The following is a 14,271-nucleotide window of genomic DNA, read 5'->3' as shown; positions in this document are numbered from 1 at the left end:
TGGAAAGTCTCGCAATCCCAGGTGCAGGTACTTTCCTTAAACGATAGGCAGGCTGGTAAATGAATATTGCGACCGCTGGACAAGCGATGCCCGCACAACATGCGAAAATGCGCGATACGCGCATTGACGTGTTCCGTGCGCTCGCGCTGCTAACGATCTTCATCAACCATGTGCCCGGCACGATCTACGAGCATTTCACGCACAAGAATCTCGGCTTCTCCGATTCGGCCGAAGCTTTCGTACTGATTTCCGGCATGGCCGTAGCGCTTGCCTACGGATCGAAATTCGCTTCCGGCAACCGCCTGCTTCTGTCGCTGAAGATGTGGCGCCGCGCCGGTGTTCTTTATACCGCGCATATCATGACGACCATGGCGACCATCGCCATTTTCGCCGCCGCCGCGATCTTCCTCAAGCGTTCGGAATTGCTCACGCAGATCAACATCGCCCCGCTGGTCAAGCATCCGGTCGAGGCGCTGTTCGGCATCGTCACGATGGGCCACCAGCTCGGCTATAACAACATTCTGTCCATGTATGCCGTGATGCTGGTTCTGACGCCGGCCCTGCTTCTGCTGGCGCGCATCAGCCTGCCGCTCATGCTCGGCGTTTCCGGCACGGTCTGGTTCCTGTCCGGCCTCTATCATGTCGCGCCGGTCAATTATCCGACCGAGGGCGTCTGGTTCCTCAATCCGCTGTCGTGGCAGTTCCTGTTTGCCATCGGTATCGCGGGCGTGATGCATGTGCGTCGCGGCGGCGAACTGCCGAAGCATCCGCTGCTGATCGGCCTTGCCGTCGGCTATCTGGTGCTGGCGCTGGCATGGGTGCGCATCCCGCTCTGGGGCATCGATGCATCGATGGGCCTGCCCATGGTCATCACCGGCTTCGACAAGACGTTCCTGTCGGGCCCGCGCCTGCTGCATGTGCTGGCGATTGCCTATCTCATCGCCGTTGTCCCGACGCTGAACAATATCGCCCGCACCGCATCCGACAATCCGCTCGCCATTCTCGGCAAGCATTCGCTGCCGATCTTCATTGCCGGTACGCTGCTGGCGATGGTCGCGCAGGTGATGAAACTCGTGAACCCGGGCGGGCTGCCATATGACACGCTGCTGATCGCAACCGGCATCGTGATGCAATTCGCACTCGCCTATTATCTTGAATGGCTGCCCACCATCGGCTGGAGCAAGAAGGGCGCCGCCGTTTCGGCAAAACCTGCCGTTCCCGCTGCCGAACCCGTCAAGATGCAGGTTGTCACAAGCTCCAAGCCTGCGATGCAACGCTATTAACAATCGTCACCGATCAGCCGCCCCATTCCGGGCGGCTTTTCTTTGGGTAAAAGCACCGGATTGTGCGGGATTATCCACAATGAGCAGCCGAAATTAACCATTCATTAATCTTAAGAATGTTAAATGGTTTACATCCAGTTCGGCTGGATTCTTACCGAGTGGTTTAGCCACTCTGTTTGACGCCTCCCTGTTAAACTCCTGAGAGCCGCCCTTGCGGCTCTTTTTTTATGCGTTTTTTGCTGCACATCGGGAAAATATGGATTTTCCACATGCCGTCGCGCGGAACGGAATGGCCGTCGATCCGTTCTATTTGCGGACTTTCTTTAAAAGCCTTTGAAAATGTTAACCGAACGTTAAACATAAACTTGCGCGACGGTGCATGAACGTGCAGTTTGTCGTGGACTTGTTTAGCGCAGCTGTTCCGTCTCAGCCTCCCCCATGGTCGAACAGCGGTTCAATGGTTTCATTCGTATCCATCCGGCAAAAACCCACCGGACGAATACGGCAACGGAATGGGCCGCCGATACAGGCGGTCATGCAAGGTGGCAGAGCAGTGATTAGCGAACAGGGTCAGATGCCGAGCAATATGATCAGCCTCGCGGAGCGCATGGTCTTCTCGGATTCGTTCAAGCCGATCTATACGCAAGGCATGGATATGGTCGAGGAAGCGGCGAGCTACCTTGATGGGGAGGGCCGCGAGGAGGCGCGTAACCTGTCGCGCGTGGCTGCGACGCTTTATGCCGCCGAATCGATGCGGCTGACCACGCGCCTTATGCAGATTGCCTCCTGGCTGCTGCTTCAGCGCGCGGCGCGCAGCGGAGAAATGTCCCGCCAGCAGGTTGCCGCCGAAAAGGCCAAGGTGCGCCTCGACACGCCGTCGGCGGGCGAAGCCGCACAGGGCTGGTCCGAACTGCCCGCCGCATTCGTGGAACTGGTAGAGCGGTCCATGCGCCTTCAGGCCCGCGTGCGCCGCATGGACCGTGAGGTCTACGGCGAAGTGGTTTCGCTGCAGGGCATCCCGCGCGGCAATCCCGTTTCCGAACAGATCGTGTTGCTCAAGACCGCTTTCGGGGCTTCGTAACAATTGACGATATGCGTCCATCGTGGCGCATGTTTCTCTTTTGTTCACTTTTCTGCTGTCAAGTGAATCCGTCTGAGGATAGGGTTTGCTTATGAAAGAAACGATTCGCATCATTGGTATCGATCCGGGCCTGCGCCGTACCGGCTGGGGCATTGTCGAATCACTGGGCAATTCACTGCATTTCATCGGCTCAGGGACTGTGACCTCCAATGCGGAGATGGATCTCGCATCGCGCCTCTGCCAGCTCCATGAAGGGCTTTCAAAAGTCCTGCATGATTACATGCCGCATGAGGCGGCGGTTGAACACACCTTCGTCAATAAGGACGCAACGGCGACGCTGAAGCTTGGTCAGGCGCGCGGCATTGCGCTGCTGGCTCCGGCCCAGGCTGGCTTACCGGTTGCCGAATATGCGCCGAACGCCGTCAAAAAGGCGGTTATCGGCGTCGGTCATGGTGAAAAGCAGCAAATCCATATGATGGTGAAAGTGCTGATGCCGCGCGCATCATTCGATACGAGCGATGCCGCCGATGCGCTCGCCATCGCCATTTGTCATGCGCATCACCGGCAAAGCATCGCAAGTGCGCGCCGGTTACAACAACTTATCGCGTAGGTGGCCATGATCGGTAAGCTCAAGGGTGTGATCGATGAAATTGCCGAGGATCATGCCGTCATTGACGTGCATGGTGTCGGCTATGTTGCATTCTGTTCGGCGCGCACGCTGGGCAATCTCGGTGGCGCGGGCGAGGTGGCGGTGCTGTTCATCGAAACCTATGTCCGCGAGGACATGATCCGCCTTTACGGGTTTGCCAATCAGCTTGAGCGCGAATGGTTCCGCCTGTTGCAGAATGTGCAAGGCGTGGGGGCGAAAGTGGCGCTTGCGGTGCTAGGAACCCTTTCGCCGTCTGAACTCGCCAATGCGATTGCGCTGCGTGACATCGCCATGGTGTCGCGCGCGCCGGGTGTCGGCAAGAAGGTTGCAGAGCGCATCGTGACCGAACTCAAGAACAAGGCGCCCGCCTTTGCCGGGGAGGCGAGCGGCACGATCGGGCTCAAGCAGGAACTTGGCGCGGGCGCAGCGCCTGCGCCGGTGGCGGATGCGGTGTCGGCGCTTTCCAATCTTGGCTATTCACGCGATCAGGCGGCCAATGCTGTTGCTGCTGCCCTGAAGGAAGCGGGCGAGGGCGCCGATTCGGCCAAGCTCATACGGCTGGGTTTGAAGGAATTGTCGCGGTGATTTACTTGCCTGAGCGAACTGTTCATGCGAGGAGGAAGGCATGAGCGACCGCAATCCTCTCATCAATGCCGACAGCCGCGCAGACGAAGACAATACGCTGCGCCCGCAGACGCTCGACGATTTCGTGGGCCAGGCGGCAGCGCGCGCCAATCTAAAAGTCTTTATCGAGGCCGCCAAGGTGCGCGGCGAGGCGCTTGACCATGTGCTGTTCGTCGGACCTCCCGGCCTCGGCAAGACGACATTGGCGCAGATCATGGCCAAGGAGCTCGGCGTCAATTTCCGCTCGACCTCCGGCCCGGTCATTGCCAAGGCGGGCGATCTGGCGGCGCTGCTCACCAATCTCGAAGAGCGCGATGTGTTGTTCATCGATGAAATTCATCGGCTCAGCCCGGCAGTGGAAGAAATTCTCTATCCGGCCATGGAGGATTTTCAGCTCGATCTCATCATCGGTGAAGGCCCTGCGGCGCGTTCCGTCAAGATCGATCTGGCCAAGTTCACGCTGGTTGCGGCGACGACGCGTCTGGGCCTCCTGACCACGCCGCTGCGGGACCGCTTCGGCATTCCGGTGCGGCTCAACTTCTATACGGTTGAGGAACTGGAATATATCGTGCGGCGCGGTGCGCGCATCATGCAGATGGGCATCTCGCCGGATGGCGCGCTGGAAGTGGCGCGCCGTTCGCGTGGCACCCCGCGTATCGCTGGACGGCTGTTGCGCCGGGTGCGCGATTTTGCGCTGGTCGCCGGTAGCGACGTCATCGACCGCAAGATTGCCGATGAGGCGCTGTCGCGGCTGGAAGTGGACAATCGCGGGCTGGACCAGCTCGACCGGCGCTATCTCAATATTATTGCGCGCAATTTCGGCGGCGGTCCGGTGGGTATCGAAACCATCGCTGCCGGTCTGTCGGAGCCGCGTGACGCCATTGAGGACATCATCGAGCCCTATCTGATCCAGCAGGGATTTTTGCAGCGCACGCCGCGCGGCCGCGTACTTACAGCCGTTGCCTGGCAGCATCTCGGATTGCCTGCGCCTGCTGAAATCATCCAGCAGTCGCAATGCGGCCTCTTCATGGAAGACGAATGACGGAACGACAGGAACAATTGGCGCAGGCTGCCGTATCGGGCGAATTGAAGGACGGCGCGCATCTGCTCTATGCCCGCATCTATTATGCCGATACGGATTTTTCCGGCTTCGTCTATCACGGCCGCTATCTGGAATTTTACGAACGCGGACGAACCGACTTCCTGCGTCTTCAGGATGTTCACCATATCGAGCTGGCGGAAGGCGCGCTTGGCGAGGAAATGGTCTGGGTCGTTCGCCGCATGGAGATCGACTACAAAGCGCCGGCGAAGATGGATGACCTTATCCTGATCGAGACGCGTGTCAGCGAAATTCGCGGCGCTCGGGTCATCATGGCGCAGAAGATCACCTGTGGTGAGCGCCTGCTTTCGGAGGCGAAGGTCGAAGCCGTGATGATTACCAAGGAAGGCCACCCGCGCCGCATTCCCGATGAATGGCGAGAGGCCTTCACCAACAGCCGCAAGGGCTGAATCCTGTAGAGCTATATTTCGGCGGACCACAAAATTTATTTTTCGTCCGTTCCATTAGGGGATGCCTTTCTGCACCCTTCCAACCAGACATCGCCATGCCCTTCCGGCACGCATATTCCTGCTATGAGACGCTCAATCCGACTGACGCGCTCATTGAGCGCGGGGTCATTCTCCCCAAGTTTGTAAGATCCTGGCGCGATAAGAACAGCAACCAGCCGAATGAACTCCCTGTCGCTTAACTCGTCAGGCGACCGGTTATAGATTGCAGAACTTGCTTTATCGAAGCCTGTCATCCAGCCTCGCGGGCCTTCACCCATTTCCAATGTATCGAACCACAGGGCAAGGATTTGTTCTTTGGAAAGCCTGGTTTCCAAACCTATCGCATAACCGGTTTGTCGAATTTTGCCGATACCTGGATGAAACTTTTTAAAAGCAAGGCGCTTGGAAGCCGATTGCGTGATTGTGGTCGCTCCTGCGCCGGGGGTCGAGAAGTCCACTCCCATGTGCTGCGCGAAATTTGGGTCCTCCACCTTCAGCAGCATTGCAAGATGCTTTGCGCCAAGCGAGGCTGCGCCTCGTCCTTGCGATATCAGATCATTCGCTCGCAAACGTAGTCTCGGTGCATCTGACAAAGCATCAAGGTACCCTTTTGCGCCATATAGAAAAACCGCCATGATTAGCAGTCCCAAGAAAAGGCCTGCGAACTTGAAAATTCGTTTCATGCAATCTCTCATTCGAAATCAAGGGGCGGAAACCAAAAGCCAGAAACCACTAAATTGTCGCAGAATTTAGGGTTCCCTTGCGGCCCAGTTCAACAGAAAGACCGGCAACGTTTTTACTGCTAGAAACAGCAACCGAGAAAAGGCGGTCTCTCCATGGAGGCGCGTTGACATTCGCCGTTCGACGTTATGGCAATTTGACGATATGCGTATTTGGATAAACGCTAACGCATCTTTAACCATAATATTCCATTAATCACCCTGACGGAATCGGTTGAGAGAGTGGGTTACAGCGCAGCGCCTTCCTTTCACCAAAATTAACCGTAACAAGCGCCTAATGGATTTAAAGTTGAAATCCGGGAATGGCGGTTGCGGTGCGAAGTGTCGGCCGCCCGTCGGGCAGGTACGGCTTCAGGTAAAAAGCTGCGCGGGTTTGGGGCGTCTGTTTTCAGACGTTGAGTAACGGATTTGCGATACCGCCCGGTCATGTGGCCGGGCGTTTGGATTCGAGGACGGTAGATCGATGGAAAATGTTGCGTTAGCGGCCCCCGCCGCCGATGTTACCCTCTGGGGCCTGTTCATGCAGGCGAACTGGGTCGTCAAGCTGGTTATGCTTGGCCTGCTGTTCGCCTCGATCTGGACCTGGGCTATCATCGTGGACAAGACGATCGCATACGGACGGGCGCGACGCGCGATCGATCGCTTCGAGCAGACGTTCTGGTCCGGCCAGTCGCTGGAGGAACTCTACCGCAATCTCGGGGAGCGCCGGACCACCGGCATGGCGTCCATCTTCATGGCCGCGATGCGCGAGTGGAAAAAATCATTTGAAAAGGGCGCCCGCTCTCCCATCGGCCTGCAGATGCGTATCGACAAGGCCATGGATGTCGCGCTGGCGCGTGAAAGTGAAAAGCTCGACTCGCGCCTGGGCTTTCTGGCGACCATCGGTTCTGCGGCTCCCTTCATCGGCCTGTTCGGTACGGTTGTCGGCATCATGACCTCGTTTCAGGCTATCGCCGCATCCAAGAACACCAGCCTTGCCGTCGTTGCGCCCGGTATCGCCGAAGCGCTTCTGGCAACGGCTATCGGTCTTCTCGCCGCTATTCCCGCTGTTATCGCCTACAACAAGCTGTCTGCAGATGCCGGCAAGATCGGTGGGCGGCTGGAAGGCTTTGCGGATGAGTTTTCCGCCATACTGTCGCGCCAAATTGATGAGAAGCTGACGCCGCGCAATTAAGCGGCCTCCAGCATCGAGTGTAGTTTCAGCCTTCGGGAATCTTGCAATGGGCATGTCGGTCGGAAATCAGGGAATGCAGTCGGGCGGGCGCCGCAGGCGCGGCCGCAAGAAGGCGCTCATGAGCGAAATCAACGTGACGCCGTTCGTCGACGTGATGCTCGTTCTGCTCATCATCTTCATGGTTTCCGCGCCGCTTCTGACGGTCGGCGTGCCGATCGATCTGCCCGACACGCAGGCCAAGGCCATGAATGCCGACACGCAGCCGATCACCGTTTCCGTCAACAGCGAAGGCAAGATCTACCTGCAGGAAACCGAAATCCCTATCGAAGAAGTGGTGCCGAAACTCCAGGCCATCGCCAAGACGGGCTATGAGGAGCGCATTTTCGTGCGCGGTGACAAGGCTGCCGATTATGGCACCGTCATGAAAGTCATGGCCCGCATTTCCGCCGCCGGTTTCAAGAATATCGGCCTTGTAACCCTCCAGGAGCAGGATAGCTGACGCCATCATGAAGGCTGGCCTGACATCTTCTGTTGCCCTGCATGCCGTTGCGGTCGCGCTGGCAGTGGTTTCGTTTTCCTCGCCGAAGGCTTTCGACGTGCAGGATTCGGAGTCATTTCCGGTCGATATCGTACCGATCGAGTCGATAACCCAAATCCAGCAGGGCGACAAGAAAGCGCCCATGAAGGAAAAATCCGCGCCGATCCCGACGACGAAGCCGCAAACCGTTCCCGACGCCCAGAATGTCGGCGATCAGGACGTGGACACCACGACGCCCCCGAAGCCCGACCCAAAGGCGAAACCGATTGAGGCGGCTGAGGAGCCGAAGGCGCAGCCGGAGCCGGTGAAGAAGCCGGAACCGAAACCTGATCCCAAGCCGGAACCCAAGCCCGAGGAAAAGCCGACGCCGGTTCCCGCCACCGAAATGCAGGCGAAGCCGGAGCCCAAGCAGGAAGTGAAACCCGATCCGGTGGCCGAAGCCATCGACAAGCAGGCTGAATCGCCGGATGCGCAGACGCCGAAGCTGCCGGACAAGGTTCCCGCACCGGAAGCAAAGCCGAAGCCGCCGCAGGCGCAGACTGCCAAGACGCCGGATCGTAAGCCAACCGAGGAAAAGAAGCCGACGCAAAGCGCGTCGCAGTCGTCGCAGTCGAAGAACGACGCGATTGCAGACGAGGTTGCGGCCCTTCTCAACAAGCAGAAGGCGGCGGGCGGCGGGGCGAAGCGTTCCACCGATCAGGCGTCGCTCGGCGGCAAGAAGAATACGGGCGGCTCCAAGCTCAGCCAGAGCGAAATGGATGCACTGCGCGGTGCGATTTCCAAGTGCTGGAACGTGCCTGCCGGTGTGGCTGACGCGCCGGGACTGGTCGTCACCGTCAAGATGAAGCTGAACCAGGACGGCTCCATTCAGGGCGTCCCGGAGGTGACATCGGGCGGCGGCGGCGATGGTGTGGCTCGTGCAGCAGCCGAGAGCGCCAAGCGCGCTGTCGCACGCTGCGCGCCGTACAATCTGCCAGTCGACAAATATGATTCATGGTCGGAAGTGATCGTCAATTTCGACCCGAGCGAAATGTTCTGACCGGGCTTCCGGTCGCCAACCACTGCAAGGACAAAGAGGTCCCAGAAGACATGAAAATCGGCATCATCAATACAAAGATCCGGACGGTCTTTTCGGCTTTCGCGTGTATGATTGCCGCAAGCCTTGTCTGCACCATGCCGGCGCGCGCCGTCGTGGAAATCAACATCAACAAGGGTGTGATCGAGCCGCTGCCGATCGCCATCACCGATTTCCTTTCGGCCGACCAGCTCGGACCGAACATTACCTCGGTCATCGCCGCCGATCTTGAGCGGTCGGGCCTGTTCGCGCCCATCGACAAGGGCGCTTTCATCGAAAAGATTTCCAACCCCGATGCGGCTCCGCGCTTCGAGGACTGGAAGGTCATCAATGCGCAGGCGCTCGTCACGGGCCGCATCACCAAGCAGCCGGATGGCCGTCTGAAGGCCGAGTTCCGCCTGTGGGACACGTTCGGCGGTCAGCAGATGATCGGCCAGCAGTTCTTCACCACGCCGGATAACTGGCGCCGCGTTGCCCATATCATTGCCGATGCGATCTATGAGCGCCTGACCGGTGAAAAGGGCTATTTCGATACGCGCGTCGTCTTCGTGGACGAATCCGGCCCGGCACAGAAGCGCGTCAAGCGCCTGGCCATCATGGACCAGGACGGCGCCAATGTGCGTTACATTTCCGACGGCCGCGCCATTTCCCTGACGCCGCGTTTCTCGCCGAACCGTCAGGAAGTCACCTATATGTCCTACGAAGGCGGTTCGCCGAAGGTGTATCTTCTGCAGCTGGAAACCGGCCAGCGCGAGCTTGTCGGCAACTTCCCCGGCATGACCATTGCTCCGCGTTTCTCGCCCGATGGCCAGAAGGTGGTGATGAGTCTGCTTCAGGATGACGGCAGCGCCAATATCTACACGATGGACCTGCGCAACCGTTCGACCACGCGCCTGACCAACAGCCAGGCCATCGACACCGGCGCATCCTATTCGCCGGACGGCTCGCAGATCGTCTTCACGTCTGACCGCGGCGGGCGTCCGCAGCTCTATATCATGGGTGCCGACGGCTCGAACCCGCGCCGCATCTCCATGGGCGACGGCAGCTATTCCACGCCGGTCTGGTCTCCGCGCGGCGATCTCATCGCCTTCACCAAGCAGTCGCAGGGCCAGTTCTCCATCGGCGTGATGAAGACCGACGGTTCAGGCGAACGCCTCCTGACCTCCGGCTTCCACAATGAAGGCCCGACCTGGGCTCCGAACGGTCGCGTCCTCATGTTCTTCCGCAAGGCGGCAGGTTCGGGCGGCCCGAAGCTTTTCACCATCGACCTCACGGGCCGCAACGAGCGCCAGATTCAGACGCCGAACTTCGCGTCCGACCCGGCCTGGTCGCCGCTGCTCGAATAGGTTTTGTGCGAAAGCGTTACCAAAGTTGAAGGCGCGAAGCTTCGGTTCCGCGCCTTTTTTATGGCAAATTGCCACAATCATTCTGCCCGAGCCGTGTTTCTGCCGTATTTTGCCGCCAAGGGCTGGGACAGCAGGAATTCATTAACCATACTTCTTGAGCCTGTCTTAACCTCAATATGATTATTGGGTGGTTACGCAGGAACATCAAATCTTAAGGAGCTCCGGCCCATGCGCCGTATCCAGTCGATTGCACGTAGCCCGATCGCTATTGCCCTTTTCATGTCGCTCGCCGTTGCTGGTTGCGCGTCGAAGAAGAACCTTCCGAACAATGCCGGCGATCTCGGCCTCGGTGGTGCAGGCGCGGCAACGCCCGGCTCCGCGCAGGACTTCACCGTCAATGTCGGCGACCGCATCTTCTTCGATCTCGATTCGTCGTTGATCCGCGCCGATGCGCAGCAGACTCTTTCCAAGCAGGCTCAGTGGCTGCAGCGTTATCCGCAGTACTCGATCACGATCGAAGGCCATGCCGACGAACGCGGTACGCGTGAATACAACCTCGCTCTTGGCCAGCGCCGCGCTGCCGCCACCCGCGACTTCCTCGCTTCGCGTGGCGTGCCGACCAACCGTATGCGCACCATCTCCTACGGCAACGAACGTCCGGTCGCAGTCTGCGACGCCGACTCTTGCTGGTCGCAGAACCGCCGCGCCGTCACCGTTCTCAACGGTGCAGGCAGCTAATCTGCTGACAGCTTACAGTGTTACGGAAAAGCGGCTTTCGGGCCGCTTTTTTCGTTTTGGGCCGATTGTTTGGTCGTTTCGACAAACTTTGGCCGAAGTCACCTTTGTGATAGTGAGCGTCAAAAAGCCTTCGCTTTTCGCATTATTCGGCGCAAAACCGCTTCGCACTTTTGCGGTAAATGCTCTAAAAGCGGAGCTGGAGCATGTCTCCCGGAAGTGGGAACCGGTTTCGGGGAAAAGACATGCGTAAAAACAAATGGATAGAGCGGTTCCAATGCGTCATGTTCCAACCGGAACGGTTCTCATGATGCGGCAAACCATGTTCAGCGTCCGTTCAGGCGCGGCACTTGATCATTCTGTTCGTTCGGAGCGGGATGGGTGAATTAGCAGGGGCAAAGAGAATGAGGAAACCAATGAGGAAAGTGACGCTGGCAATTGCCATGCTGCCGCTTTTGGCGAGTGCTCCGGTTCTGGCGGCATCTGTTTCTTCGCAAGGGGGAATTCAGCTCGCGCAGGCAGGCACTCCCGGCGGGGATCAGTTTTCGCAGCAGGTCTGCAATCTCGCGCATCAGAACGCGCAGTCCTATGCGCGCATCTTGCAGCTTCGCGACAAGATGCTGAAAATCCAGCGCGACAATGAAGCCCGTTTCCAGGCATTGGAAAAGGGCCGCGGCGGCGCACAGAATAGGGTCAGCATCGGTTCCACGGCGATTCTCGATGAAGCCATGCGGGATAACGGCAGCGGCGGCGGGCAGGGCGGTGGCTATCAGAGTCCCGGCTTGCAGCAGGAACTGGTGCGCAACCTGACCGGCAAGGTCGAGGATGTGGACGCCCAGATTTCGTTCACCGACAATCAGCTGCAAAAGACGCAGGAAGACAATGAATTCCGGTTTGAAGAACTGGAAAAGAAGAATGGCCTGACCTCGCCTGCTTCGAGCAGCGCGTCCCAGACGGCACCCGCAGCAGCATCGCCGGGGGCTGATTTGTGCGCTCAGGGCGTGGGCAATCCGGCGGCGATTGCCGATGCGTTGAGTGCGCGGGCGGAAGCCATGAACTTCCAGATTCTCGAAATGCAGGATCAGATGCAGAAGATGCAGGAAGCAAACGAAAGCCGCTTCCAGTTTCTCGAAACCGGCAAGCGCGCCGATGTGGAAATCCAGCAGGCTGGCGGCGACACGTCGCTTGCCGATGCCAGCTCGGATCAGGGCAACAACGGAAACCTCGATGGCGGGGTTTCCGGAAGCGCTCCCCAGAACGGGGGATACGACGCTTCCACACAGTCCGCGGCCAGCCAGTCGTCTGGCGCCGATTCCGTGGCTATTGGTTCGAATGCGCCCGCACAGGGCGGGCCTGCGCGTGGCGAGCCGCCGCAAACGCTGGGCTCCATCCGCTTCGATGCCAGTGGCAATGTAATCGGCGAAACACTCGACGCCACCCCGCGCGCGGTACAGCCGGGCAACGTCCCTTCGGGCGACACGGTCGCGTCTCTTCCGACCGACGATAATCCCAATTCGCTCTATCAGGCTTCCTATCAGTATCTGATGTCGGGCGACTACAAGGCAGCCGAAACCGGTTTCCGCGAGCATGTGAAGCGTTATCCGGCTGATCCCAATACGGCGGAAGCGCGTTTCTGGCTGGGGGAATCGCTTTACGGTCAGGGGCGTTATCCGGAAGCGGCGACGGTATTCATCGATACGCAGCGCGATTATCCGGATTCCAAGCGTGCGCCGGAAAACATGTTCAAGCTCGGCATGACGCTTGAGAAAATGGACAATCGCGATGTTGCCTGTGCGACCTTCGCGCAGATTCCGGAACGTTACCCCAAGGCAGCTCCTGCCATTTTGAAGCGCGTTGCCGATGAGCGCAGCCGCGCAAAGTGTTAGAATCAGAACCTGTTAGAGCGGGACGTATTTAAGCTGAATCGCTAACTCGCTCTAAATTTTTGTTTGAGCATGATTTTATCCGAAAACCGGTTCCCACTTTTCGGAATCATGCTCTGATTGCGGAGTTATTTCGTGGGGCTTAGCCCAAGCAATATTTCCAGATTATTCGAGCCATTCGGATTTGAGCAGGCCAAGGCTGTGATTGCCGCCGTGTCAGGCGGCAGCGATTCTCTTGGCCTGCTTTTTCTCCTTCGGGACTATATGGCCATGTTGAAGGACCCACCCCGGCTGATCGCCGTGACGGTGGACCATCAGTTGCGCGCCGAATCGAAAGCGGAAGCCGAAAATGTCGGTGTGCTTTGCCGACACCACGGGATCGAGCACCGCATTCTCGCCTGGGACGAAGCCAAACCCGCAAGCGGGCTTGCCGCCGCCGCGCGCACCGCGCGCTATCGCCTGTTGGCGCAGGCGGCGCGGGATGCGGGTGGCGCCTTCATTGTCACCGGGCATACTCAGGATGACCAGATCGAAACCTTTCTGATGCGCAAGGAGCGCAGCGCCCATGCCGAAGCGCGGGGGCTTGCAGCCATGTCGTCGCGTTCTTTACTGGGTGGTCTTGGGCGGGAAGGATCGGTCGAACTCGACCGCCCGCTGCTTTCCATTTCCCGTCAGGCCTTGCGTGATGAATTGCGGGAAAGGGGTATCGATTGGGTCGATGATCCCAGCAATGCCAACACGGAATACGAACGTCCACGGGTTCGTCTGGGCGTTGCTGCGCAGGCTGACAGGCAGGCGGTTCTCGACCAGATTGCCGAGGCTGGGGCTGCGCGCGAGCGGGACAATGCGGATTTGATCGCTGCACTGGCCGATCCGTCGAGCCTGCATGTCGATGCGAACGGTTCCCTGCTGGTCGATCCGCAGCTTTATGCAGCGCTTCCCGACAATGCGCGGCGGCTGTTCTCCGGACTGCTGGCCGCCATTGCCGGTGGACGCCGCTTCCTGCCGGGCGACAGCGAGCGCTCCCGCATCGAACGGCTTCTGTCGGGAGAGGATGACAACCATCGCCTGACCGTGTTTGGCGCGCTGATCGAACGTGGCGAGAAGGGTACGCCGCATCGCCTGCGCCGCGAAAAGCGCAATCTGCCGAGACTCCATCTGGAGCCGGGCAAGCCAATTGTCTGGGACGGACGCTTCCGTTTCGCCAATGAAGGCACGATGGATTTCGAGCTCGCGGCGCCGGGGCGTCAGGAGCTTGCCGATTTCCTGAAATCGCGGAACATCGAGATCGAATCCCGCAAACGTGAAGCCTGGCTGGTTTCGCCCGCTCTTTATAGTAATGGCAGGCTATTCGCCTTGCCATTTCTGAAGAATGGGGAGTTTCCGCAAGACGTTCATATCGAACGGCATTTCGCGATCTTCGATCATGTTTTGCCGGGGCATGATTTCGACCTTGCAATGGCTGTGGAAGCCCGCATCGGGCGGGTCTGCGCCGAAATGTCCTAGAGCTGTTCCCGATTCAACGGAATCGCCGGGAACAGCTCCATCCTTGCTTTAACGCATTATCCTGCGCAAAACCGCTTCGCACTTTTGCT

At 58.8% G+C, this 14,271-nt stretch carries 14 protein-coding genes; 13 read left to right on the top strand and 1 reads right to left on the bottom strand.

The annotated features are described in order from the left end of the window. Nucleotides 1-86: 86 nt before the first annotated feature. The 6 genes from J9800_RS20185 (at nt 87) to J9800_RS20160 (ending at nt 5,146) form a co-directional block, all read left to right on the top strand. On the top strand, nt 87-1,283 hold the full coding sequence (locus tag J9800_RS20185) for an OpgC family protein (RefSeq protein WP_114216989.1): 1,197 nt from the start codon (nt 87-89) through the stop codon (nt 1,281-1,283). Nucleotides 1,284-1,857: 574 nt separating this feature from the next. Continuing rightward, nucleotides 1,858-2,364 carry a protease adaptor protein RcdA gene (gene rcdA, locus J9800_RS20180; RefSeq protein ID WP_210845922.1) on the top strand — a complete coding sequence of 169 codons (507 nt, stop codon included), beginning with the start codon at nt 1,858-1,860 and terminating at the stop codon, nt 2,362-2,364. Nucleotides 2,365-2,455: 91 nt separating this feature from the next. After that, nucleotides 2,456-2,974, top strand: a complete 519-nt coding sequence (gene ruvC, locus J9800_RS20175; RefSeq protein ID WP_112591408.1) for a crossover junction endodeoxyribonuclease RuvC — start codon at nt 2,456-2,458, stop codon at nt 2,972-2,974. A 6-nt stretch (nt 2,975-2,980) separates the two neighbouring features. Continuing rightward, a complete protein-coding gene (gene ruvA / locus J9800_RS20170) occupies nt 2,981-3,598 on the top strand; it encodes a Holliday junction branch migration protein RuvA (RefSeq protein ID WP_114216988.1) in 618 nt (205 codons plus the stop codon). A 40-nt stretch (nt 3,599-3,638) separates the two neighbouring features. Continuing rightward, nucleotides 3,639-4,679: a Holliday junction branch migration DNA helicase RuvB gene (gene ruvB, locus J9800_RS20165; RefSeq protein ID WP_114216898.1), complete on the top strand. Its 1,041-nt coding sequence runs from the start codon at nt 3,639-3,641 to the stop codon at nt 4,677-4,679. Further along, nucleotides 4,676-5,146, top strand: a complete 471-nt coding sequence (locus tag J9800_RS20160; protein ID WP_114216897.1) for a YbgC/FadM family acyl-CoA thioesterase — start codon at nt 4,676-4,678, stop codon at nt 5,144-5,146. Before ruvB ends, J9800_RS20160 begins: the two co-directional genes overlap by 4 nt. Before the next feature lie 35 nt (nt 5,147-5,181). Here J9800_RS20160 and J9800_RS20155 read toward each other — a convergent pair whose 3' ends face one another. Beyond that, nucleotides 5,182-5,868 carry a transglycosylase domain-containing protein gene (locus tag J9800_RS20155; RefSeq protein WP_286167631.1) on the bottom strand — a complete coding sequence of 229 codons (687 nt, stop codon included), beginning with the start codon at nt 5,866-5,868 and terminating at the stop codon, nt 5,182-5,184. Nucleotides 5,869-6,388: 520 nt separating this feature from the next. Here J9800_RS20155 and tolQ point away from each other — a divergent pair. The 7 genes from tolQ (at nt 6,389) to tilS (ending at nt 14,182) form a co-directional block, all read left to right on the top strand. Continuing rightward, nucleotides 6,389-7,099, top strand: a complete 711-nt coding sequence (gene tolQ, locus J9800_RS20150; protein WP_010661376.1) for a protein TolQ — start codon at nt 6,389-6,391, stop codon at nt 7,097-7,099. Between the two features lie 46 nt (nt 7,100-7,145). Then, nucleotides 7,146-7,598 (top strand): protein TolR, encoded by a 453-nt coding sequence (gene tolR, locus J9800_RS20145; protein ID WP_006467713.1) that lies wholly within the window; start codon nt 7,146-7,148, stop codon nt 7,596-7,598. 7 nt (nt 7,599-7,605) lie between these two features. Beyond that, on the top strand, nt 7,606-8,676 hold the full coding sequence (gene tolA, locus J9800_RS20140) for a cell envelope integrity protein TolA (RefSeq protein ID WP_114216896.1): 1,071 nt from the start codon (nt 7,606-7,608) through the stop codon (nt 8,674-8,676). Nucleotides 8,677-8,726: 50 nt separating this feature from the next. Continuing rightward, complete coding sequence (gene tolB / locus J9800_RS20135; protein WP_112591419.1) at nt 8,727-10,058, top strand: Tol-Pal system beta propeller repeat protein TolB; 1,332 nt, start codon at nt 8,727-8,729, stop codon at nt 10,056-10,058. 228 nt (nt 10,059-10,286) lie between these two features. After that, nucleotides 10,287-10,796: a peptidoglycan-associated lipoprotein Pal gene (gene pal, locus J9800_RS20130; RefSeq protein WP_112591421.1), complete on the top strand. Its 510-nt coding sequence runs from the start codon at nt 10,287-10,289 to the stop codon at nt 10,794-10,796. Between the two features lie 401 nt (nt 10,797-11,197). After that, entirely contained in the window at nt 11,198-12,679 is a 1,482-nt protein-coding gene (ybgF, locus tag J9800_RS20125; protein ID WP_114216895.1) for a tol-pal system protein YbgF, read from the top strand. A 132-nt stretch (nt 12,680-12,811) separates the two neighbouring features. Next, the gene (gene tilS, locus J9800_RS20120) at nt 12,812-14,182 is read left to right on the top strand and encodes a tRNA lysidine(34) synthetase TilS (RefSeq protein WP_114216894.1); all 1,371 of its coding nucleotides are present in this window, start codon (nt 12,812-12,814) and stop codon (nt 14,180-14,182) included. The last annotated feature ends 89 nt before the right edge of the window (nt 14,183-14,271 follow it).

Source organism: Ochrobactrum sp. AP1BH01-1 (assembly GCF_018066705.1).
GTDB lineage: Bacteria > Pseudomonadota > Alphaproteobacteria > Rhizobiales > Rhizobiaceae > Brucella.
This window is presented reverse-complemented; position numbering and strand designations above follow the sequence as displayed.

What these genes read in the sequence shown, in the direction of transcription:
- J9800_RS20185 (WP_114216989.1), top strand. Translation starts at nt 87, where the DNA reads ATGCCCGCACAACATGCGAAAATGCGCGATACGCGCATTGACGTGTTC.
- rcdA (WP_210845922.1), top strand. Translation starts at nt 1,858, where the DNA reads ATGCCGAGCAATATGATCAGCCTCGCGGAGCGCATGGTCTTCTCGGAT.
- ruvC (WP_112591408.1), top strand. Translation starts at nt 2,456, where the DNA reads ATGAAAGAAACGATTCGCATCATTGGTATCGATCCGGGCCTGCGCCGT.
- ruvA (WP_114216988.1), top strand. Translation starts at nt 2,981, where the DNA reads ATGATCGGTAAGCTCAAGGGTGTGATCGATGAAATTGCCGAGGATCAT.
- ruvB (WP_114216898.1), top strand. Translation starts at nt 3,639, where the DNA reads ATGAGCGACCGCAATCCTCTCATCAATGCCGACAGCCGCGCAGACGAA.
- J9800_RS20160 (WP_114216897.1), top strand. Translation starts at nt 4,676, where the DNA reads ATGACGGAACGACAGGAACAATTGGCGCAGGCTGCCGTATCGGGCGAA.
- J9800_RS20155 (WP_286167631.1), bottom strand. Translation starts at nt 5,868, where the DNA reads ATGAAACGAATTTTCAAGTTCGCAGGCCTTTTCTTGGGACTGCTAATC.
- tolQ (WP_010661376.1), top strand. Translation starts at nt 6,389, where the DNA reads ATGGAAAATGTTGCGTTAGCGGCCCCCGCCGCCGATGTTACCCTCTGG.
- tolR (WP_006467713.1), top strand. Translation starts at nt 7,146, where the DNA reads ATGGGCATGTCGGTCGGAAATCAGGGAATGCAGTCGGGCGGGCGCCGC.
- tolA (WP_114216896.1), top strand. Translation starts at nt 7,606, where the DNA reads ATGAAGGCTGGCCTGACATCTTCTGTTGCCCTGCATGCCGTTGCGGTC.
- tolB (WP_112591419.1), top strand. Translation starts at nt 8,727, where the DNA reads ATGAAAATCGGCATCATCAATACAAAGATCCGGACGGTCTTTTCGGCT.
- pal (WP_112591421.1), top strand. Translation starts at nt 10,287, where the DNA reads ATGCGCCGTATCCAGTCGATTGCACGTAGCCCGATCGCTATTGCCCTT.
- ybgF (WP_114216895.1), top strand. Translation starts at nt 11,198, where the DNA reads ATGAGGAAACCAATGAGGAAAGTGACGCTGGCAATTGCCATGCTGCCG.